Below are 20,100 nucleotides of genomic sequence, written 5' to 3' on the forward strand. Positions count from 1 at the left end.
GCATCGGCACAACCCCGCCGCTGCGCATCACGCGCGCGTGTTTTCCCCTTCCAGCCGCCGCACCGCTTCCGCCACCTCGTTCCTGAAGCGCACGAGCGCCGCCTGTTCCGGCGCGGGCGGCTGCACGGCGGCCCACAGCATGTCGACCAGTTGCGTGGCCATCGTTTCCGTATCGAGCTTGCGGTGTCCGAGGATCGCATCCCACAGCACGTGCTCGATCGGCCCGAACACCATCGAGCGCAGCAGGCTCAGCGGCAGGTCCGCGCGCACCTGCCCGGCCGCCTGGCCGCGCGCGAGCACGTCCATCAGCGGCGCCGTATAGCGGCGCTGCAGCGCGGTGAGCTCGTCGCTCAGCGCATGCTGCTTCGCACGGCCTTCCGACAGCACCAGCGCGCACAGCCCCGTGCCGTTCACGAGCATCAGCCGCAGGTGAGTGCGCACGATGAACGCGAACTGCTGCTGCACCGACGCATCCTGCGGCATCCCGTGCTCGAACGCGGCGATGATTTCGTCGTACCAATCCGCGATGACACGGGCACACAGCTCGCGCTTGCCACGGAAGTAGCTGAACACCGTCGCCTCCGACACGCCCACGCGCTGCGCGATCTCGGCGGCCGTCGCATGCTCGTAACCTTTTTCGGCAAACACTTCACGACCGGCGCGCAGGATGTCCTGCACGCGCTGCTGGGATTTGCGCCCGGCGGGCGCGCGGGGCGTGTCGGCGCGGTCGGCTTTGACGGTGGCGGTCATGGTGTCGGCGGTAGCGGCTGTCATGTCGGCATGATATCTGAGTGTCACTCAAAAAACTATTGACGCCGAACCCGACGAGGCGCGAAACTGTGCAAAATTACCGCTGTATTGGTCAATGAATCGACGCATTAATTCGATTTGAGCGAAACTCAGAAATCGGTGCGTGCGACACACTTTCTGGAGACGGAGGAGACATGATCAACCTGCCCGGCGTGCAATTCATGCTCGGTGAAGACATCGAGATGCTGCGCGATGCCGTCGCGACGTTCGCGGCGAAGGAAATCACGCCGCGCGCGGCGGAGGTCGACCGCACCGACCAGTTTCCGATGGATCTGTGGAAGAAGTTCGGCGATCTCGGCGTGCTCGGCATGACGGTCGCCGAGGAATACGGCGGCGCGAACATGGGCTACACGGCACACATGGTCGCGATGGAAGAGATCTCGCGCGCATCGGCGTCGATCGGCCTGTCGTACGGCGCGCACTCGAACCTGTGCGTGAACCAGATCCACCGCAACGGCACCGACGCGCAGAAACAGAAATACCTGCCGAAGCTCGTGTCGGGCGAACACATCGGCGCGCTCGCGATGAGCGAACCGAACGCCGGTTCCGACGTCGTCAGCATGAAGCTGCGCGCCGACAAGCGCGGCGATCGCTACGTGCTGAACGGCACGAAGATGTGGATCACCAACGGCCCCGATTGCGACACGCTCGTCGTCTACGCGAAGACGGACGTCGAAGCCAATTCGCGCGGCATCACCGCGTTCATCGTCGAGAAGGGGATGAAGGGTTTCTCGGTCGCGCAGAAGCTCGACAAGCTCGGCATGCGCGGCTCGCACACGGGCGAGCTGGTGTTCCAGGACGTCGAAGTGCCGGAAGAGAATATCCTCGGCCAGCTCAACGGCGGCGTGAAGGTGCTGATGAGCGGCCTCGACTACGAGCGCGCGGTGCTGTCGGGCGGCCCGACGGGCATCATGGCCGCATGCCTCGACGCGGTCGTGCCGTATATCCACGACCGCAAGCAGTTCGGCCAGTCGATCGGCGAATTCCAGCTGATCCAGGGCAAGGTCGCCGACATGTACACCACGTTCCAGGCATGCCGCGCGTACCTGTACGCGGTCGGCCGCCATCTCGATTCGGCGGGCAGCGACCACATCCGCCAGGTGCGCAAGGACTGCGCCGGCGTGATCCTCTATACGGCCGAGAAAGCGACGTGGATGGCCGGCGAGGCGATCCAGATCCTCGGCGGCAACGGCTACATCAACGAATACCCGGTCGGCCGCCTGTGGCGCGATGCGAAGCTCTATGAAATCGGCGCCGGCACGAGCGAGATCCGCCGGATGCTGATCGGCCGCGAGCTGTTCGCGGAAACGATGTAACGCCCTACGACACGCGAACGGAGCCCCGTCGATGCCGATCATCGAATCCAGACTGAACCCGCGTTCGGAAGACTTCCGCGCGAATACCGCGGCGCTCGAGGCGGTCGTCGCCGACCTGCGCGCGAAGATCGAACAGCTTGCGCAGGGCGGCGGCCAGGCCGCGCGCGACAAGCACCTGTCGCGCGGCAAGCTGCTGCCGCGCGATCGCATCGCGCAACTGCTCGATCCGGGCGCGCCGTTCCTCGAGTTTTCGCAACTCGCGGCGAACGGCATGTACAACGACGACGCGCCGGGCGCGGGTGTCATCACCGGCATCGGCCGGATCGCGGGCCGCGAGTGCGTGATCGTGTGCAACGACGCGACGGTCAAGGGCGGCACCTACTACCCGGTCACCGTGAAGAAGCACGTGCGCGCACAGGAGATTGCCGCGGAAAACCGGCTGCCGTGCGTGTACCTGGTCGATTCGGGCGGCGCGAACCTGCCGAACCAGGACGACGTGTTCCCCGATCGCGACCACTTCGGCCGCATCTTCTTCAATCAGGCGACGATGTCGGCGGCCGGGATCGCGCAGATCGCGGTCGTGATGGGCTCGTGCACGGCGGGCGGCGCGTACGTGCCCGCGATGAGCGACGAGTCGATCATCGTGAAGGACCAGGGCACGATTTTCCTCGGCGGGCCGCCGCTCGTGAAGGCCGCGACCGGCGAGGAAGTGAGCGCCGAGGATCTCGGCGGCGGCGACGTGCACACGCGCCTGTCGGGCGTGGCCGACCACCTTGCGCAGAACGACGCGCATGCGCTGTCGATCGCGCGCAGCATCGTCGATCATCTCGCGCCGAAGATCGCATCGCCGGTCGCGCTGCGCGAGCCGAAGCCGCCGCGTTACGACGCGAAGAGCCTGTACGGCGTGATTCCGGTCGATACGCGCAAGCCGTTCGACGTGCGCGAGGTGATCGCGCGCATCGTCGACGATTCCGAGTTCGACGAATTCAAGGCGCGCTACGGCACGACGCTCGTCACGGGCTTCGCGCACATCTGGGGCCACCCGGTCGGGATCGTCGCGAACAACGGCATCCTGTTTTCCGAATCGGCCGTGAAGGGCGCGCATTTCATCGAGCTGTGCTGCCAGCGCAAGATCCCGCTCGTGTTCCTGCAGAACATCACGGGCTTCATGGTCGGGCGCAAGTACGAGAACGAAGGCATCGCGCGGCACGGCGCGAAGATGGTGACGGCCGTGTCGAACGCGAAGGTGCCGAAGTTCACGGTGATCATCGGCGGCTCGTTCGGCGCCGGCAACTACGGGATGTGCGGCCGCGCATTCGGGCCGCGTTTCCTGTGGATGTGGCCGAACGCGCGGATCTCGGTGATGGGCGGCGAGCAGGCCGCGTCGGTGCTCGCGACCGTGCGCCGCGACGGCATCGAGGCGAAGGGCGGTTCGTGGTCGACCGACGAAGAGGAAGCGTTCAAGCAGCCGATCCGCGACCAGTACGAGCGCCAGGGCCATCCGTATTACGCGAGCGCGCGGCTGTGGGACGACGGCGTGATCGATCCCGCGCAGACGCGCGACGTGCTCGGGCTCGGTCTTGCCGCATCGATGAACGCGCCGATCGACGATACGCGCTTCGGCGTGTTCCGGATGTAACGAGCAAGGAGCGGACGATGCGATACGAAACCATCAAGGTCAACGAAGCAAACCGCGTGGCGACCGTCACGCTCGCGCGTCCCGACGTGCGCAACGCGTTCAACGAGACGACGATCGCCGAGCTGACCACCGCGTTCGAATGGCTCGACGCGCACGAAGGCGTGCGCGCGATCGTGCTCGCGGCGGAAGGCACTGCGTTCTGCGCGGGCGCGGACCTGAACTGGATGAAGAAGATGGCCGGTTACTCGGACGACGAGAACCGTGCCGACGCGCGCAAGCTCGCGCGGATGCTCGAGGCGATTCATCGCTGCGGCAAGCCGGTGATCGCGCGCGTGCATGGCGACGCGTATGCGGGCGGCGTGGGCCTCGTCGCGGCGGCCGATATCGCGATCGCCGCCGACGGCGTGAAGTTCTGCCTGTCGGAAGCGCGGCTCGGGCTGATTCCCGCGACGATCGCGCCGTACGTCGTGCGCGCGATGGGCGAGCGCGCGGCGCGCCGTTACTTCACGACGGCCGAGGTGTTCGACAGCGCGCGCGCCGCATCGCTCGGCTTCATTCACGACGCGGTGCCGGCCGACGCGGTCGACGAAACGGTCGCGAAGCTGGCCGCGACGCTCGTCGCGAACGGCCCCGACGCGGTGCGTGCGTGCAAGCGGCTCGTCGCCGACGTCGCCGGTCGCGCGCTCGACGCGACGCTGATCGACCAGACCGCCGACTGGATCGCGCGCACCCGCGCAGGCGCGGAAGCGCGCGAAGGGATTGCGGCCTTCCTCGAGAAACGCACGCCGTCGTGGCGTGAATGACGTCGTCGTGATCCACCCTTTCCGGACGAAACCGAAGCCATGTTCGACAAGATTCTGATCGCCAACCGCGGCGAAATCGCGTGCCGCGTCGCCGCGACGTGCAAACGTCTCGGGATCGCGAGCGTCGCCGTCTATTCCGACGCCGATGCGAACGCGAAGCACGTGGCCGCATGCGACGAAGCCGTGCATATCGGCGGCTCGGCGGCCGCGGACAGCTATCTGCGCATCGAGCGCATCATCGAAGCCGCGCGCGCGACCGGCGCGCAGGCGATCCACCCCGGCTACGGCTTCCTGTCGGAGAACGAGGATTTCGCGCATGCGTGCGAAGCGGCCGGCATTGCGTTCATCGGGCCGCCGGTCGACGCGATCGCGGCGATGGGATCGAAGGCCGCCGCGAAGGCGCTGATGCACGCGGCCGCCGTGCCGCTCGTGCCCGGCTATCACGGTGACGACCAGGACACGGCCTACCTGCATCGCGAAGCCGACGAGATCGGCTACCCGGTGCTGCTGAAGGCCAGCGCGGGCGGCGGCGGCAAGGGGATGCGCGTCGTCGAGCGCTCCGACGATTTCCCGGCGGCGCTCGCGTCGTGCCAGCGCGAAGCCGCGAGCAGCTTCGGCAACGACCGCGTGCTCATCGAGAAATACCTGACGCGCCCGCGCCACGTCGAGGTGCAGGTGTTCGGCGACACGCACGGCAATGCCGTGTACCTGTTCGACCGCGACTGCTCGGTGCAGCGCCGTCACCAGAAGGTGCTCGAGGAAGCGCCGGCGCCGGGCCTGCCCGACGACCTGCGCCGCGCGATGGGCGAGGCGGCCGTCGCGGCCGCGCGCGCGGTCCGTTATGTCGGCGCGGGCACCGTCGAATTCATCATGACGGGCGACGCGTTCTACTTCATGGAAATGAACACGCGCCTGCAGGTCGAGCATCCGGTCACCGAGATGGTCACCGGGCTCGATCTCGTCGAGTGGCAACTGCGCGTCGCGTCCGGCGAGCCGCTGCCGATGAAGCAGGACGAGCTGCGCGTGCAGGGCCACGCGCTCGAGGCGCGCCTTTATGCGGAGAACCCCGCGCGCGGCTTCCTGCCGTCCACGGGCACGCTGAAGCACCTGCGGCTGCCGGAAGGCGTCGAGTTCGACATCGGCGCAGCGGTGCGTGTCGACAGCGGCGTGCGCGAAGGCGATGCGATCACGCCGTTCTACGATCCGATGATCGCGAAGCTGATCGTCCACGGCGCGGACCGCGCGGAAGCGCTGGGCCTGATGCTGCGCGCGCTGCGCGCATGCGAGGTGGTCGGCCTGCACACGAACGCAGCGTTCCTGCAGCGGATCGTCGCGTGCGAGCCGTTCGCGACGGCCGATCTCGACACGGGCCTGATCGAGCGCAACCACGACGCGCTGTTCGCACCGCAACAGCCGCCGCGCGCGACGCTCGCGCTCGCTTGCGCGGCGCTGCTCGCGCGCGAACGCGGAGCGGCCGCACCGGGTGCGTCGCCGTGGGGCGCGCTGCCGGACTGGCGACTGAACGGCGGCTATCGCCGCACGCTCGAATGGCGCGCGGTCGATCGCGAAGCGGACGTGACGGTCGCGTACGAAGACGACGGCGCCGTTGCGCGTATCGCGACCGGCGACGCGGCCGCGCAGCCGTTCGCATGGACGCGCGGCGCAACGCCGCTCGATTTCGACGTGACGCTCGGCGGCGTGCGCAGCAGCGGCCGCGTGTATGCGGACGGCGACACGTTCCATGTGTTCACGCAGGGCGCGGCCGAGACGTTCGAATGGCGCAACCTGCTCGCGCATGCGGGCGATACCGAACAGGGCGGCGGGCGTTTGACCGCGCCGATGCCCGGCAAGGTGATCGCGGTGCTGGTCGAACCCGGCCAGAAGGTCGAAGCCGGTACGCCGCTGATCGTGATGGAAGCGATGAAGATGGAGCACACGATCGGCGCACCGGGCGCGGGCGTCGTCGCGGAAGTGCTGTACGGTGTCGGCGACCAGGTCGCGGATGGCGCGCAGTTGCTGATGATGGCGGAAGGCTGATCGGGGCTTTCGCAGTGCACGGGCCGGCGGCTGCCGGCCCGTGCAAACCGCGTCGCGATTCACCGCACGCAAGTGGTTGCGACAGGTGCTGCGTCGATTGCATCGACACGCCGGCGCCGCGCGAATCTTTCTATCGCATTACGTTTCGCCGGCGAAATCCCTACTTCCGTCGAATGCGTGGCCTGCTGCGCCACACCCTCCTGCCGCACATCCATCTTCGCGCGACACCGTCGTGTAACAAGTCCAACATAGCATCTCGCCGTCGATATGACCGACGCGGGTTCGCGTCCGTGTCACGTCATCACATCCACGGAGATACGTTATGCGAACGTCGGCCCTACGGCCTTTCGCGGTCGTCGGTCTGGTCGCGCTGATCGCACTCCTCAGCGCCTGCGGCGACGACCTGAATGCAGACCCCGCGCCCGTCGCGCAGCAGAAGGCCGCCTGCGGCGGCGCCGCTGTCGCCACCGCGCAGATGCGCTGCCCGCCGGGTTTCACCGCGCCTGCCTCCTCGCCCGCTTCCTGATACCGGTCGTTCCAACCAGAAATCCAATCAAGAGCAACCAGCATGGCCATCCATTCGCGACGCGATTTTCTGAAGTTCTCCGCCGGTCTCGCCGGCGCGACCGCAGCCACCGCACTGCTTCCCGAATCGATCCGCAAGGCGCTCGCGATCGAGCCGAATTCCGTGACGGGCACGATCCAGGATGTCCAGCACATCGTCGTGTTCATGCAGGAAAACCGCTCGTTCGACCACTATCTCGGGCACCTGAGCGGCGTGCGCGGCTACAACGACCGCTTCCCGGTCACGCTGCCGAACGGCAAGCCGGTCTGGTTCCAGCCGCGGCAGGAGGACAAGACGAGCGTGATCGCGCCGTTCCGCTACGACACGACCGACCCGGGCGTCAACGCGCAGTGCATCGGTGGCCTGCCGCATACGTGGGCGACGACGCACGGTGCGATCGACAACGGCCGCGCGGACCAATGGGCGGTGCAGAAGTCCAACATGACGATGGGCTACCACGTCCGCGACGACATCCCGTTCCATTACGCGCTCGCGGATGCGTTTACGGTGTGCGACAACTACTTCTGCTCGATCCCGGGCAACACGCACCCGAACCGCATGTACCTGATGACGGGCATGGTCGATCCGCTCGGCACGGGCGGCGGCCCGCTGCTCGACAACACCGACTACATCGACAACCAGTTCGACAAGATCAAGTTGCCGCCCTTCAGCTGGAAGACCTACCCGGAGCGGCTCGAACAGGCCGGCATCTCGTGGCAGGTCTACCAGCAGGGCACCGGGTTCGACAACTTCACCGGCAACTACGGCACGAACATGCTGGCGTGCTTCGACAACTTCGTGAATGCACCGGCCGGTTCGTCGCTGCAGACGCGCGGGATGAGCACGCGCCCGATTACGCAACTGAAAGCCGACGTTCAGGCGAATGCGCTGCCGCAGGTATCGTGGCTGCTGCCGCCCGCCGCGTATTCGGAACATCCGAAGTTCACGCCGCTGTATGGCGCCTACTACCTGTCGACGATCCTCGATGCGCTGACGTCCAATCCGGACGTGTGGAGCAAGACCGTCCTGCTCGTCATGTACGACGAGAACGACGGCTTCTTCGATCACGTCGTGCCGCCGTCGGCCCCGACGCTGCCGGGCTCCGGCATGAGCACCGTGGACGTGTCGCTCGAGCGGCACAACGTCGTGACGTCGACGCAGACGGGCACGTATACCGCCGACAACCTGCCGTACGGCCTCGGCCCGCGCGTGCCGATGTTCGTCGTGTCGCCGTGGTCGAAGGGCGGCTTCGTCTGCTCGCAGGTCTTCGATCACACGTCGGTGCTGCAATTCATCGAGAAGCGCTTCGGCGTGATGGAAACGAACATCTCGCCGTGGCGCCGCGCGATCTGCGGCGACCTGACGTCGGCGCTCGACTTCTCGAAATCGGATGCGACGTTGCCGACCTTGCCGAGCACGCAGGCGTATGTCGCGCAGGCGGACCTGCAATGCTCGCGCGCATCGTCGCAGACCGCACCGGCCAGCACCGCGCAGCAGGTCGTGACGGCGCAGGAACCCGGCACGCGGCCGGCGCGCGCGCTGCCGTACGAACTGCACGTCACCGGCCAGCTCGGGGCGCAAGGCTACGCGCTGACGTTCGCGAATACCGGCACGCAAGGCGCGCACTTCTGGGTCTATACGGGCGACGCCACCGCGATGCCGCGCCGCTACACGGTCGAAGCGGGCAAGCAGCTGACCGATACATGGGCGCTCGACGCGAACGGCAACTACCTGGTGAGCGTCTGGGGCCCGAACGGCTATTTCCGGCGCTTTGCGGGGTCAGCGGCCGCGGACGCCGCTGCGAAGCCTGAAATCACCGCGTGTTATGACGCCGCGAACGGCGATGTCTACGTGACGTTCGCCAATGCGGGCAGCAGCGCGCTGACGGTCACGGCGACCGATGTCGCGTACGGCGGGGCGGCGCGCACGCTGACGATTCCGGCGGGGCAGCGCGTCGAAGCGCACTGGGATCTGTCGTGCAGCAGCCACTGGTACGACCTGCAGTTCGCGATCGCGGGGAATGTGGGCTGGACGCGCCGCATCGCGGGGCACGTCGAAACCGGCAAGGCCAGCAGCACCGATCCGGCCGCGGTGGCGCCGACGATTACGGCGATCTGACGGTAACCGGCGTGCGCCGCCGGCCGGTTGAATCCGGCCGGCGCACGCACGCACGCGCTCGCGATGTCGATGTCGATGTCGATGTCGAGGTGGTGGCGTCAGGGCAGCAGCCCGTCGTCGTGCGCCATCATCAGCGCGCGCATCGCGGTCCACATCCCGTAGTAATGAACGATGTAGCTGTCGGCGCGGCGAAACAGCCAGGGCGTGTTGAAGCTGACGAGATCGGCCACGCCTTCGCCGTGCAACTGCCCGTCGCGCTCCATCGCGCGAATGAAATGCAGCTGGTCGCCATCGCTGGCATAGACGCTCGACCTGTCCTGCAGCGCCGCGATCGTGGCCATCATGTCGCGCAGCATCGCGTCGTTGCGTTCGGTGCGGCGGAACGCCATCACGCCCGAGTTGAACGCCCACTGGCCGATATCCTGCGCGAGCAGCCAGTCGCGCCCTTCGAGCAGCGGCTCCAGCGCTTTCTGCTGGTCCGCGATCAGCACGTCGGCGTCGAGCCACACGACCCATTCATGGTGCTGCAGGTACGCGTGCAGCAGCCAGGGCTTGAACCAGTTGCCGGTCGCGTTCAGTCCGATCTCGGCGGGAATGTCGCGATGCACGTAGAACGTATAGCCGTGCGCGTCGCAGTAGCGCCGGAAATTCCGTTCGGCGATGCGCGCATAGCTGCCGATGTTCGGCGTGTAGAGCGTCATCAACGCAATCGGGCGGCCGGGATTGTAGGCGCTGCGCTCGGCGGATTCGTCCGGTGCATCGGCTGCGTCGTGATCGAACGAGAACATCGGCCGGCCGGCGGCACGGCATCGATTGACGTACGCGACGAGCGTGTCGCGGAACCGGGGCGTCGCGCCTTTCCGTTCGGGATCGTGCGGCGTGTCGTCGATGCTGATCGCGAACGTCGATTCGCGGCTCCACATCGGATCGAGGTTGGGGCTGGCCGGCATGACCGGATACAGCCCGTCGATCGGCGTCACGTAGCGATGCGTGTCGAGATCCGCGAACAGCGCGGCCTCCGACGTCAGCCGCGGCTCGCTGCCGAGCTTGCACCGCTGCACGAGCCGCATCACGATCGCGCGCACGGCCGCCGTGTTGCGCCAGATCTGCACGTCGACTTGCGGCAGCGGGGGCGCGAACGCGTCGACGAACAGCATGTCGCGCCCGGTCATCAGGCGATCCAGCGCGACGGGTTCGATGATCGCCGCGTCTTCGCTGAGCAGCAGCACGAGTTCGTCGGGCTGCGCGCCGCGCAGCACATGGAGCAGCGATTCGTAGCGATGCAGCGGCCGCAACGGCAGCGCCTGCGGCATCGCGGAGGCGTCGGCGAATTCGTGACGATACCCGTGCGTGTGCGCGTACTGCCGGTGATTCTCGAGGCTCGCGGGCGCGACCTGACTGAAATGGCTGAGGACGATCATCGTGCGCTCCGACGCCCGGGAAGCGGCCTGCGCCGCAAGCGTGCGCGCACGCTCTCCATGCTCCAGAGCCCGAGGCAACGATCCGACATCGGCACCGTGCCGATGTCGGGCCCGTAGATGATGCATTCGTTGCTGCCTTCGACGAGCAACGTCAGCGGCGGATCGAGATCGAAGGGCGGCATTTCGAGGTTGATCGGCGTCCACTGGCCGGTCGCGATTTCCGCATTGCGCGGATAGCTGCGATAGATGAAGGTCGTGGTCAGCAGGTAGCGCGCGTTTGTGGCGGCGAAGCGCTCGAACGCGCGGAACACGTCGGCATGGGAAAAGTGGAACAGGCAGTCGCGGCACAGGATCAGGTCGGCGTCCGGCAACGGATCCTGCAACAGGTCGAGATGCACGAAACGGCGGTTCGGCGCAGTCCACGTCGCCTGGTTCGCCGTGACGAGGTTCTGCACGATATCCGCACCGATGTAGTCGATGCCGTCGAGGTCGACATGGCGCATCCAGTTGAAATCGCCGCACGGCGCATCGAGCATCGAACGCACGCCGAACCGGCGCAGCAACCCGGGCAGTTCGCGAATGATCTGCGCGGTGTTTTTCAGCTCGGACCCCCACCCGGATACGCTTTCCTCGGAGTGCCACCCCTGTTCGTCGTGGATTTTCTGGAAGACTTGCGCGGTATCGTGTTCCATTCTGTCAGCCTGTTTTATCGTGTTGCGGCGAGGTCGTTCGTGGTCCGTTTGAATGTCAAAAACAAGTCGCAACCTGGCAGCGCGGCAGGTGGCCCGAGTATCGCATAACGGCCTCGCGTATTTGCGCGTCCAGCCCGCGCCTGCCGTGGGCTGACGATCCATGACAGTGTGCCCGCCGGCGATTCGCTAGAATGCCCGGTTGCCGCCGTCGCTTGACGCGGGCGGCGCTTCGCGCGCTACACTGCGTTCATTCCATTCCCATCCAACCTTCCATCCCGCCGACGATGACGTCTCCTGTCCTGAACGGTTTGCGCATCGGTATCACGATCGGATTGCGTGCCCCCGACGAAAGCCTGTGGATCAACGGCATCAAGCAGAACGCGCTGTTTCTCGCGAAGCTGCTGATGGCGTCGCCGCACGGCTACCGCGTGACGCTGGTCAACACGACCGACGTGCCGCTCACCGATGCGCTGCCGTGGGATCGCGCCGTGTACGACACGCGCGCGTTCGCCGACATGAAGGATTCGCTCGACGTGGTGATCGAGCTCGGCGGGCAGGTCGACGGCGAGCAGACGGCCTACCTGAAAGCGCGCGGTGCGAAGCTCGTCAGCTACTGCTGCGGCGTCGAGTACATCAACGCGATGGAGTCGATGCTGTTCGGCCGCCGGCTGTGGGATTCGCTCTTCATCAACCGCGGCTACGACGAGGTGTGGGCGATCCCGCAGATCGCGCCGTCGTCGCTGCCGTTCCTGCAGTCGCTGCGCCGCTGCCCGGGGCGCGTCGTGCCGTTCGTGTGGGATCCGATGTTCCTGAGCGCACGCGCGCAATCGCTGCCGGAGCACGGCGAATACCGGCCGCGCAGCGAGCCCGGCAAGCGGCTGACGGTGATGGAGCCGAACCACAACGTCGTGAAGTTCTGCGTGTACCCGATGCTGATCATCGACGAGGCGTATCGCCGCGACCCCGATGCGATCTGCTTCACGCACGTGACGAACGCCGATCGTCTCGCGCACGACAGCCCCGAGTTCGTGATGCTGATGAACTACCTGGACATCGTGCGCGCGGGCAAGGCGAGCTTCGTCGGGCGCTTCGATACGCCGCTGTTCCTGGCCGACCTGACCGATATCGTCGTGTCGCATCAATGGTCGAACCCGCTCAACTACTTCTATTTCGACGTGTGCTGGCAGGGCTATCCGCTCGTGCACAACGCGAGCCTCGCGCCCGATCTCGGTTACTACTATCCGGACAACGACGTGCAGCAGGGCGCCGATGCGCTGCTGCGCGCGCTGCATACGCACGACGACGACTGGGAAGCGTATACGCGGCGCCAGCGCGACATCCTCAGCCGCTATACGTCGGCGAATCCCGCACTCGTCGCCGAATACGACGCGCTGCTCGCGAACCTGATCGGCGCGACGACCGCATAAGGTCAGTTTTTTCGCGGCGCATACCCGTTGCGCCGCGGACCGCCATCGGGGTTGTCCCGCCCTAATGTCTGACGAAATGGTGCCGTAAAAAAGAAACCGTCGAACCCGTTAGGGTCGACGGTTTTCGAAGGCACGAAATTGACGGCTCCGAGGGAAGTCCGTCGAAAACAAGTTTATAGGTTAACGAGTCAGAAGGATTGTTAAATTTGTTTCAATCGATAATCATCATATAATTAAACTTGATATTATTGATTAAAGGCGGTTTGATTCTGTTTTGAAATTTAGCAATATCGTTTGAAACGTGTAAATTGAATGCTGCGATGATCGAATGATGCGTAGCGGCAGGTTTTTAGCGGGTGGCGGTCCGTGCAGCGGGCCACGGCGGCGGGCTTGGCATCGAATGCGGGCGGCCTTTTGCGGGCCGGTATTTATCTGATCAATTGAAAAAGTCGCGATTTTTGGGATTGGCATGTCGCGGGAAAACGATTCGGATAAAGCTGTTCAGGCGAAAAAGAGAGGCGATTTCTGGATTGGGGTTCCGTAATTCGCGTTGTGTAACCTGTCGCACTGTCGGTGTTGCGCGGATATGGTGTATTCCTGATAAATGACTATCGTTGAAAATATCGAATTTGACGGCGCGCCGAAACGAAAAGTACGCTCCCGGAAAAATCGACATAACAGGATGGGCCGGGTAGGCGGCGGAGTGCGTCATGGTCGGTTCGCTCCGCATGTTTCTTGAGGTCGAGCCGTCTTCGGCGGCTCGCCATTTGCCGGAGCGCCGGATGAATGCGGTCGAAGCTCGCCTGGAGGCGAATCGGGAAGCGAATCGTGACGAAATCGATCTCGTGTTCGGCGCGCCCGACGATCATCCCGACCTCGCGTCGGTACGCAGTTTCGTGGAAAGCCGGCTCGGGTTCGCGCACGAGCCGGTGTGCCGTTCCGACCTGTCGGGCGGCGTGCTGTACGAGGAATGCCTGGCGCGGTTGCGCTGGGGCGAGCGTGACGTGCTGCCGCCGCTTGCGTTCCTGCCGCGCCTCGAGGCGCTCGGGCTGATGCGCTGGTTCGACCGGCTCGTCGTGAGCCGGATGATCGACGCGCTGCGCGCCGATCCGGGCGCCGTCTACGGTTGCAACGTCGTGGCGGCGAGCGCGGTCGTCGACGATGCGTGGCTGGCGATTTTCAGGCGGCTCGAGCACGAGCCGTCGGTCGCGGCGCGGCTGGTGGTCGAGATCACGGAGACGGCGCCGCTGAATCCCGTCGCGGGCCGGTCGTTCGTGAACCGCTTCCGGCAGGCCGGATGCCGGATCGCGATCGACGATTTCGGCGTCGGCTTCAGCGCGTTGAACAATCTGGTGGTCGGCAATCCCGACATCGTGAAGCTCGACCGGTCGATCCTGTCGATGATCAAGCGCAACGCGATCGGGCGCTACCAGTTCCGCAGGCTGATCGCGTTCGCGCATGAAGGGGCGCGGCACGTCGTCGTCGAAGGCGTGGAGAGCGAGATCGACCGGCAGATCATCGTGGATGCCGGCGTCGCATGGGCGCAGGGCATCCGCTTTTCATGGCGGTCGCCGGCCGCCGCGTGACGGCGCGGGAACAGGCGGGGCGGCGTGCTTGATGCGCGCCGCAGTCGGGCGGGGCCGGCGCGTGGCCGGGACGAATCGCAAAGGGGCGTGGGCATGGCGGAGACGAAGGCCGGAGGCGGAACGGGCACGCAGGCGACCGATGCGCGCGACCTCGTCGCGATCGCCGAACTGGCCGACATGCTGTGGCAACTGGGCGCCGAATCGACCGATGTGCCGATCGACGTCGTGCCGTATCTCGACGGCCTGAAGGCCGTCGCGCGCCGCATTCAGCGGATGACGCCGCTCGATGCCAACGGCCGCGAACTGGCGGCGCGGCACTATTACGCGGGCGTCATCGCGGGCGCGTGCGGCGACGATTCGGCGATCGCGCGCGGCGTATTCGACAGTCTCATGAAGCAATCCGGCGGCGTTAGCCGGCCGGCGGCCCGTTGCTTCGCCGTGCTCGCACGCACGGGGCGGCGGCATGGCTGCGCATTCGCCGCGCAAAGCGGCGCCCGGGTGCTGGTGTAGGGCCTGTTATTAGCGTGAACAGGCGTTGGCGCATCCGGGACGCGTGCGAATGCGGTCAGCCGAGCGCGCGGCCGGCGAACAGCTGCTGGATCTGCGCGGAATACGCGCGGACGTTGTGTTCGGCGAGCGTGTCGACCTGGTGCAGGCAGCGGCGGGCGGCCGCCGCGTAGTCGTCGAGCCGCGCGTCGTGCGTCTGCGCGGCGGTCGCGATCGCGCGTGCCGCGTCGAAGATCTCGAAGTCCGGGTAGTAGTAACCGACGTCGCGCAGGAACGGCGAGTTGTGCACGAGCGGGTAGTTGCCGTACAGCGCGTCGTACAGCAGGTAATTGAGGCCGTTTTCCCAGTGGTGCGACACGACGATGTCGGTGTGATGCGCGGCCCACGCGACGAACGGCGCGCGCACGTCGGCCGTCGCCTTGCCGTCGCGCACCATCTCGAGCCCGAGCGCGAGATGCTTGAAGGCGACGTTTTCCTTCTTGTCGAACGTGTTGGTCATGTACACGTGCTCGACGAGCTCCGGATGCTCGACGTAGCACGCGTTCGCGGCGAGCATCGGCACGATCGAACTCTTCACGACGTTCAGGTTCGGTTCGAAGAACGCGATGCGCTTCGCGGGGCCGTGGTTCCGGTAGCCGAAACGGGCCTTCAGTTCGGGGTCCGCATCGAGGCTGCGCTCGATGAAATACGGCGACCAGATGTGCGGCAGCTCGATCACCGGCGCGCGATACACGGCCTGGAAATACGCCGCGCACGTGTGCATGTGCTGCGGGTTGGTCCAGATCTCGTCGAACTGCACGCGGTGCGGGTTCGGCCGCCAGTCGTTCTTCTCGAAGTTGATCGTCTCGACCGCGATCACGTAGTCGTTGCCGAAGCGGTACGACACGCACTTGCCGCCGCGCTGGCGCACGACGTCCGTGTGCGTCGGGTCGATGAACGCGTTCATCTCGATCAGCAGGTCGGTCTGGTGGACGACGGCCGACAGCGGCCGCAGCGCGTCGCCGAACGCGTCCATCATCAGCGCCTGCGGGTACTCGGTGACGCCGTTGTCGTGCGTGAGCCAGACCTCGCCGATCAGCGGCGACTGCTTCAGCAGCATGTACAGGTACACGCAGTGCTGGTTCGCGCCGTTGTACCAGATCGACTGCGTCGCGTCGCGCTGCACGTTCATCGTTATCGCGACATTGAGTTTCATAGCGGCTCCGTGAGGCGGGCGGTGAGCGGCTTACTGTACGGTGCCTTGCGACTGGCGCGGCACGTAGCCCGTCAGGTGCCAGCGGCCGTCGTCGTCGAGGCGGAAGCTCAGCTTCTCGAACACGGTCGCGCCGCTCGTCAACGTGGTTGCATAGTCGACGTTCGCGTAGAGCCCGTCGGGCGTCGCCGATGCATTCGTATAGCGGATGCGCGTCACTTGTGCCCAGCCGCGATGGCTGACCGCACCGACGGACTGGCGGGCCCGCTGCATGTCCGCCGCGAACTGGTCCTGCTTGATGCGCGCCTTCACGAACGCGGCGGCATCGCTCCACACCGCGCGGTACTGGCCGGCGTCGAGCTGCTTGAACACGGCGTCCGAGTCGCGCAGCAGCGTGTCGGCCGATTCGCCGGCGGATTGCGCGTGCGCGCCGATCGCGATCGATGCGACGGCGCAGCCGATCAGCCATTTGGCGCGGGCGAAGGTCAGGCGTGCGTTCATGTCGGGGTCCGGAAAGGGCGGCGCGTCACGCGTCGCGATAGAGGGTGGCGATCGCGTCCGTATAGGCGGCGACGTTCTCGGGGTTATAGATGCTGACCGAGGACAGCACGTGCTTCGATTGTTCGCGGTATTCGTCGAGATTCGCGTCGTGCTCGGCGAATGCATGCAGCAGCGCTTGGCCGCCGGCCTGGCAGTCGAAGTCCGGATAGAAATACCCGGCCTTGCCGAGGAACGGCGAGTTGTGGATCAGCGGATAGTCGCCGTACAGCAGCTCGTAATACAGGTAGTTCTGCGCGTTTTCCCACGTGTGCGACACCACCGCATCGCCGTACGCGGCCATGAACTCGTACACCGCATAACGGCTTTCGAACGTCGTGATCCCGTGGTTCACGATGTCGAGGCTCTTCGCGAAGTGGACGAAGGTGGCGTGCTCCTTGATGTGGATCGTGTTGCACACGCGCACGAATTCAAGGAATTGCGGGTTGGCACGGTATGCCTCTTCCGTGACCAGCATCGGGATGATGCTCGTCTTCACCATGCAGATGTTCGGCTCGAACATCGTCACGCGCCAGCGCGGCTTGCCGGGCTGATAACCGAACGACAAACCGGCGCCGAGCGTCGCGCGCGCCTTGTCGAACAGCATCGGGTGCCAGATGTGCGGGACGATCGTGACGGGCGCACGCAGGCCGGTCTGGTAATAGTGCAGGCACGAGCGCTCGAATTCGGGAATCGTCCACACCGCGTCGTACGGCGCGCCCGAGAACAGGAAGCCCGACGGCTTGTCGAACATCGCGCGTTCGATGTCGATCACGTAGTCGTTGCCGACCCGCATCGTGACGACCTTGCCGCCGCGCTCGCGGAACGCGCGCAGGTAGTCCGCGCCGAACTGCGCGCTCATTTCGATCAGCACGTCGCAGCGTTGCAGTGCTTCGTCCATCGACAGCAGCGGCACGTCCCATTCGCCGAGCATCATCTGCGGATCGGCGACCTGTTCGCCGCCGTTCACCATCACGGCTTCCGCGACGAGCGGCGACTGGCGCAGCAGCAGGATCAGCAGCAGGCAGTTCTGGAAGATGCCGTTTTCCCACAGCGACTGGCCGGCGCCACGCACGAACAGCGATACGCCGACGACGAGACGCTTGCCCTCGCCGGGCGCTTGACGGGCATTGGAGTCCGACATGCGTATTCTCCGGTTCAGGCGACCAGACGCGAGACGAACGCGTCGAGGTTCGCGGGGTTGTCGATCGAGACCGACTGCAGCAGCCGGCCGGTCTTCGCACGGTAGTCGTCGAGGCGTTCGTCGTGATGCAGCCATGCGTCGAGCAGCGCGCGGCCACCCGCGGCGGAGTCGAAATCCGGGTAGTAATAGCCGGCGTCGCCGAGCAGCGTCGAGTTGTGGATCAGCGGATAGCCGCCGTGCAGCACGTCGTAATACAGGTAGTTCTGCGCGTTTTCCCAGTGATGCGACACGACCGCATCCGCGTGGCGCGCCATGAAGCCCGGCAGGTCGATGCGCGGCTCGAAGGTCGCCTTGTGCTGGCGCACGAGATCGAGGCTGTTCGCGAAGTGCACGAAGGTCGGATGCTCCTTCATGTGCATCGAGTTGACGACGAACATGTGTTGCACCGCGTCCGGCCGCGCGCGGTAGAACTCGTCGCACGCGAGCATCGGGTAGTGGCAGGACTTGGCGACCGAGATGTTCGGTTCGAGCATCGCCAGGTGCCACGGGCGGCTGCCGGGCCGATAGCCGAACGTCGCGCCTTCGGCGGCGAGCGCGGCGACGCGGCGATCGAGGAAGTACGGCGACCAGATATGCGGCATCAGATGGACGGGCGCGCGCAGGATGGTCTGCAGCATCGGCGCCGCGGTCTTGTCGTACTGCGGCAGCAGCCACACTTCGTCGAACGGCGCGCCGTTGAAGATGTGCCCCGACGGTTTGCCGAAGATCGGGGTTTCGCACAAGCCGGCATACACGTGCCCGCAGAAGAACGCGGCGATTTTCTTGCCGAGCGCCTTCATGTGCCTGAGCCATTCGACCGGAAGCTGCGCGCCCATTTCGATCACGACGTCGAGTTCGTGCGTGACGTCGGCGGGCTTTACGAGCGGGATGTCGAGGCCGTCGAGTTCGAGGCCGGCCGGCAGGGCGTTGGCGTCGCCGCCGTTCAGGAAATAGACGGGGCCGACGCGATCCGAGCGCTTGAGCATCATCGCGAGGAACGCGATGTTCTGGTGTATGCCGTTTTCCCAGATCGCCTGGCCGTCCCGCGCAAACAGCGAGATGCCGACGGCCGGCCGTTGCTTGCGGGTGCCGCCCGCGGCGGCTTCATTGATGTCCGTCACCGGTTGGTTTCCTCTGCGGCGTCGTGCGTCCGGGCATCGCGTCGAGCGTCTGGTCTGGAAGCGGCGCGCCGTGGATTGTCATGGTTGCATTCGCGCCGGTGCAGCGCGGCAGGCGAATCGGGCGACGTGGTTCGCGAGGGCGGTAGCCGGATTCCGGCGTATCGTCGGGCACGCCTGGCACGGCGCGCGTCTCGGGCAGGCTGCCCCGGCGACTGTCTGCGGCGATTGTGGCACGGAAATCGCCGGTTTGTGGAGGGACGTGACGAACTTTGACATAGCCGCCGGCCAACGGGAGCGGGGCGCTGGCGCAGCGGCGTCGGCGTTGTCCGGCGGTTGTCTGGAGGATGTCCGGCGCGGCGCTGGCGGCAGGCCGGATCGGGCCGCCGCGCGCGGCGGCCGCCCGCTCAGTGCTGCAGCCGGATTTCGACGCGGCGGTTGCTGGCGCGGCCTTCGGGCGTCGCGTTGGACGCGACCGGATCGGCCTTGCCGCGGCCCGTGACCGTCAGCGTGTCGGTCTTCAGCCCGTGCGCCTTCAGATAGGCGGCGACGGACTCGGCGCGGCGCTGCGACAGCGCGAGGTTGTAGTCGTCGCTGCCCACCGAGTCCGTAAAGCCGGTGACCGTCACCAGCGAGTACGTGCGGTCTGCGCGCTCGCTCAGCAGCCGGTCGAGCGATTCGCGTGCGGTCGGTGCGAGCGTCGCGTGGTCGGTCGCGAACAGCGCGTCGCCCGACAGGTTCACGCGCTCGACGACGGCAGGCGCCGGTTCGGCGGCCGAGGTCGCAGCCGCTTCGGCCGGCGCGGCGCCGCACTGGAAGACCAGCGTCGCGGGATCGGATTTGTCGCGCAGTGCACGGGCCGAGTCGACGGCGCGCACCGGCTGGTCGCCGCAGATCTTGCGGGCGGCCTTCATGCAGGTCTGCGGGCCGGACAGCAGGCCGTGGCAGTCCACCTGGAACGTGCGCACGCCGTCGCGCGGCTGCAGTTCGGAGGCGCTGAAGGTCGGGCCGGATGCGGTCGAGCACGCGGCGAGGGCCATTGCGGAAAGCGCGAGCGCAAAAGCGAGTTTGTTCACGGTTACGTCCTCAAAGCTTGGGTTGACAGAAGCCGGCCGCGGGTTGCGCGGCCGGCTCGTCCTGCCGTCGGGG

18 protein-coding genes are annotated in these 20,100 nt (G+C 66.2%); 9 read left to right on the forward strand and 9 right to left on the reverse strand.

Annotated elements, in window-relative coordinates:
* Positions 1 to 27: 27 nt before the first annotated feature.
* The gene (locus tag ABD05_RS23420) at positions 28 to 774 is read right to left on the reverse strand and encodes a TetR/AcrR family transcriptional regulator (RefSeq protein ID WP_047902433.1); all 747 of its coding nucleotides are present in this window, start codon (positions 772 to 774) and stop codon (positions 28 to 30) included.
* A 170-nt stretch (positions 775 to 944) separates the two neighbouring features.
* Here ABD05_RS23420 and ABD05_RS23425 point away from each other — a divergent pair, with 170 nt between their 5' ends.
* The 6 genes from ABD05_RS23425 to ABD05_RS23450 all read left to right on the forward strand — a co-directional run bounded on the left by ABD05_RS23425 (position 945) and on the right by ABD05_RS23450 (position 9,288).
* Positions 945 to 2,126, forward strand: a complete 1,182-nt coding sequence (locus ABD05_RS23425; RefSeq protein ID WP_041493178.1) for an isovaleryl-CoA dehydrogenase — start codon at positions 945 to 947, stop codon at positions 2,124 to 2,126.
* A 31-nt stretch (positions 2,127 to 2,157) separates the two neighbouring features.
* On the forward strand, positions 2,158 to 3,765 hold the full coding sequence (locus ABD05_RS23430; protein WP_047902434.1) for a carboxyl transferase domain-containing protein: 1,608 nt from the start codon (positions 2,158 to 2,160) through the stop codon (positions 3,763 to 3,765).
* A gap of 17 nt (positions 3,766 to 3,782) precedes the next feature.
* Complete coding sequence (locus ABD05_RS23435) at positions 3,783 to 4,568, forward strand: enoyl-CoA hydratase/isomerase family protein (protein ID WP_047902435.1); 786 nt, start codon at positions 3,783 to 3,785, stop codon at positions 4,566 to 4,568.
* Between the two features lie 39 nt (positions 4,569 to 4,607).
* The gene (locus ABD05_RS23440; protein ID WP_047902436.1) at positions 4,608 to 6,605 is read left to right on the forward strand and encodes an acetyl/propionyl/methylcrotonyl-CoA carboxylase subunit alpha; all 1,998 of its coding nucleotides are present in this window, start codon (positions 4,608 to 4,610) and stop codon (positions 6,603 to 6,605) included.
* Between the two features lie 322 nt (positions 6,606 to 6,927).
* Positions 6,928 to 7,131 (forward strand): lipase chaperone, encoded by a 204-nt coding sequence (locus ABD05_RS23445; RefSeq protein WP_047902437.1) that lies wholly within the window; start codon positions 6,928 to 6,930, stop codon positions 7,129 to 7,131.
* A 42-nt stretch (positions 7,132 to 7,173) separates the two neighbouring features.
* The gene (locus ABD05_RS23450; protein ID WP_047902438.1) at positions 7,174 to 9,288 is read left to right on the forward strand and encodes a phosphocholine-specific phospholipase C; all 2,115 of its coding nucleotides are present in this window, start codon (positions 7,174 to 7,176) and stop codon (positions 9,286 to 9,288) included.
* A gap of 98 nt (positions 9,289 to 9,386) precedes the next feature.
* Here the strand turns inward: ABD05_RS23450 and ABD05_RS23455 are convergent, their stop codons facing one another.
* Together ABD05_RS23455 and ABD05_RS23460 are read right to left on the reverse strand one after the other, a co-directional pair.
* The gene (locus ABD05_RS23455) at positions 9,387 to 10,709 is read right to left on the reverse strand and encodes a glycosyltransferase family protein (protein WP_047902439.1); all 1,323 of its coding nucleotides are present in this window, start codon (positions 10,707 to 10,709) and stop codon (positions 9,387 to 9,389) included.
* Complete coding sequence (locus ABD05_RS23460) at positions 10,706 to 11,401, reverse strand: class I SAM-dependent methyltransferase (RefSeq protein ID WP_047902440.1); 696 nt, start codon at positions 11,399 to 11,401, stop codon at positions 10,706 to 10,708. The genes ABD05_RS23455 and ABD05_RS23460 overlap by 4 nt, the downstream gene beginning before the upstream one ends.
* A 284-nt stretch (positions 11,402 to 11,685) precedes the next feature.
* On the opposite strand from ABD05_RS23460, the gene ABD05_RS23465 reads away from it, so the two are divergent.
* Positions 11,686 to 12,828: a DUF2827 domain-containing protein gene (locus ABD05_RS23465; protein WP_047902441.1), complete on the forward strand. Its 1,143-nt coding sequence runs from the start codon at positions 11,686 to 11,688 to the stop codon at positions 12,826 to 12,828.
* A 436-nt stretch (positions 12,829 to 13,264) separates the two neighbouring features.
* On the opposite strand, the gene ABD05_RS38380 is transcribed toward ABD05_RS23465, so the two are convergent.
* A complete protein-coding gene (locus ABD05_RS38380; RefSeq protein ID WP_158361656.1) occupies positions 13,265 to 13,540 on the reverse strand; it encodes a hypothetical protein in 276 nt (91 codons plus the stop codon).
* A 70-nt stretch (positions 13,541 to 13,610) separates the two neighbouring features.
* On the opposite strand from ABD05_RS38380, the gene ABD05_RS23470 reads away from it, so the two are divergent.
* Both ABD05_RS23470 and ABD05_RS23475 read left to right on the forward strand, forming a co-directional pair.
* Positions 13,611 to 14,414 carry an EAL domain-containing protein gene (locus ABD05_RS23470; protein ID WP_047902442.1) on the forward strand — a complete coding sequence of 268 codons (804 nt, stop codon included), beginning with the start codon at positions 13,611 to 13,613 and terminating at the stop codon, positions 14,412 to 14,414.
* A gap of 93 nt (positions 14,415 to 14,507) precedes the next feature.
* On the forward strand, positions 14,508 to 14,924 hold the full coding sequence (locus tag ABD05_RS23475) for a hypothetical protein (protein WP_047902443.1): 417 nt from the start codon (positions 14,508 to 14,510) through the stop codon (positions 14,922 to 14,924).
* A gap of 55 nt (positions 14,925 to 14,979) precedes the next feature.
* Here the strand turns inward: ABD05_RS23475 and ABD05_RS23480 are convergent, their stop codons facing one another.
* The 5 genes from ABD05_RS23480 to ABD05_RS23500 all read right to left on the reverse strand — a co-directional run bounded on the left by ABD05_RS23480 (position 14,980) and on the right by ABD05_RS23500 (position 20,027).
* Positions 14,980 to 16,116 carry a DUF2827 family protein gene (locus ABD05_RS23480; RefSeq protein WP_047902444.1) on the reverse strand — a complete coding sequence of 379 codons (1,137 nt, stop codon included), beginning with the start codon at positions 16,114 to 16,116 and terminating at the stop codon, positions 14,980 to 14,982.
* A 30-nt stretch (positions 16,117 to 16,146) separates the two neighbouring features.
* The gene (locus ABD05_RS23485; RefSeq protein ID WP_047902445.1) at positions 16,147 to 16,614 is read right to left on the reverse strand and encodes a DUF4019 domain-containing protein; all 468 of its coding nucleotides are present in this window, start codon (positions 16,612 to 16,614) and stop codon (positions 16,147 to 16,149) included.
* Positions 16,615 to 16,639: 25 nt separating this feature from the next.
* Positions 16,640 to 17,794, reverse strand: coding sequence for a DUF2827 domain-containing protein (locus tag ABD05_RS23490; RefSeq protein WP_047902446.1), 1,155 nt, complete (start codon positions 17,792 to 17,794; stop codon positions 16,640 to 16,642).
* Positions 17,795 to 17,808: 14 nt separating this feature from the next.
* On the reverse strand, positions 17,809 to 18,954 hold the full coding sequence (locus tag ABD05_RS23495) for a DUF2827 domain-containing protein (protein WP_047902447.1): 1,146 nt from the start codon (positions 18,952 to 18,954) through the stop codon (positions 17,809 to 17,811).
* Between the two features lie 404 nt (positions 18,955 to 19,358).
* Positions 19,359 to 20,027 (reverse strand): OmpA family protein, encoded by a 669-nt coding sequence (locus ABD05_RS23500; protein WP_047902448.1) that lies wholly within the window; start codon positions 20,025 to 20,027, stop codon positions 19,359 to 19,361.
* Positions 20,028 to 20,100: the final 73 nt, after the last annotated feature.

Source organism: Burkholderia pyrrocinia, from assembly GCF_001028665.1.
Lineage (GTDB): Bacteria > Pseudomonadota > Gammaproteobacteria > Burkholderiales > Burkholderiaceae > Burkholderia > Burkholderia pyrrocinia.

Coding starts and splice junctions, on each gene's coding strand:
- ABD05_RS23420 (WP_047902433.1), bottom strand. CDS start 774: ATGACAGCCGCTACCGCCGACACCATGACCGCCACCGTCAAAGCCGAC.
- ABD05_RS23425 (WP_041493178.1), top strand. CDS start 945: ATGATCAACCTGCCCGGCGTGCAATTCATGCTCGGTGAAGACATCGAG.
- ABD05_RS23430 (WP_047902434.1), top strand. CDS start 2,158: ATGCCGATCATCGAATCCAGACTGAACCCGCGTTCGGAAGACTTCCGC.
- ABD05_RS23435 (WP_047902435.1), top strand. CDS start 3,783: ATGCGATACGAAACCATCAAGGTCAACGAAGCAAACCGCGTGGCGACC.
- ABD05_RS23440 (WP_047902436.1), top strand. CDS start 4,608: ATGTTCGACAAGATTCTGATCGCCAACCGCGGCGAAATCGCGTGCCGC.
- ABD05_RS23445 (WP_047902437.1), top strand. CDS start 6,928: ATGCGAACGTCGGCCCTACGGCCTTTCGCGGTCGTCGGTCTGGTCGCG.
- ABD05_RS23450 (WP_047902438.1), top strand. CDS start 7,174: ATGGCCATCCATTCGCGACGCGATTTTCTGAAGTTCTCCGCCGGTCTC.
- ABD05_RS23455 (WP_047902439.1), bottom strand. CDS start 10,709: ATGATCGTCCTCAGCCATTTCAGTCAGGTCGCGCCCGCGAGCCTCGAG.
- ABD05_RS23460 (WP_047902440.1), bottom strand. CDS start 11,401: ATGGAACACGATACCGCGCAAGTCTTCCAGAAAATCCACGACGAACAG.
- ABD05_RS23465 (WP_047902441.1), top strand. CDS start 11,686: ATGACGTCTCCTGTCCTGAACGGTTTGCGCATCGGTATCACGATCGGA.
- ABD05_RS38380 (WP_158361656.1), bottom strand. CDS start 13,540: ATGACGCACTCCGCCGCCTACCCGGCCCATCCTGTTATGTCGATTTTT.
- ABD05_RS23470 (WP_047902442.1), top strand. CDS start 13,611: ATGAATGCGGTCGAAGCTCGCCTGGAGGCGAATCGGGAAGCGAATCGT.
- ABD05_RS23475 (WP_047902443.1), top strand. CDS start 14,508: ATGGCGGAGACGAAGGCCGGAGGCGGAACGGGCACGCAGGCGACCGAT.
- ABD05_RS23480 (WP_047902444.1), bottom strand. CDS start 16,116: ATGAAACTCAATGTCGCGATAACGATGAACGTGCAGCGCGACGCGACG.
- ABD05_RS23485 (WP_047902445.1), bottom strand. CDS start 16,614: ATGAACGCACGCCTGACCTTCGCCCGCGCCAAATGGCTGATCGGCTGC.
- ABD05_RS23490 (WP_047902446.1), bottom strand. CDS start 17,794: ATGTCGGACTCCAATGCCCGTCAAGCGCCCGGCGAGGGCAAGCGTCTC.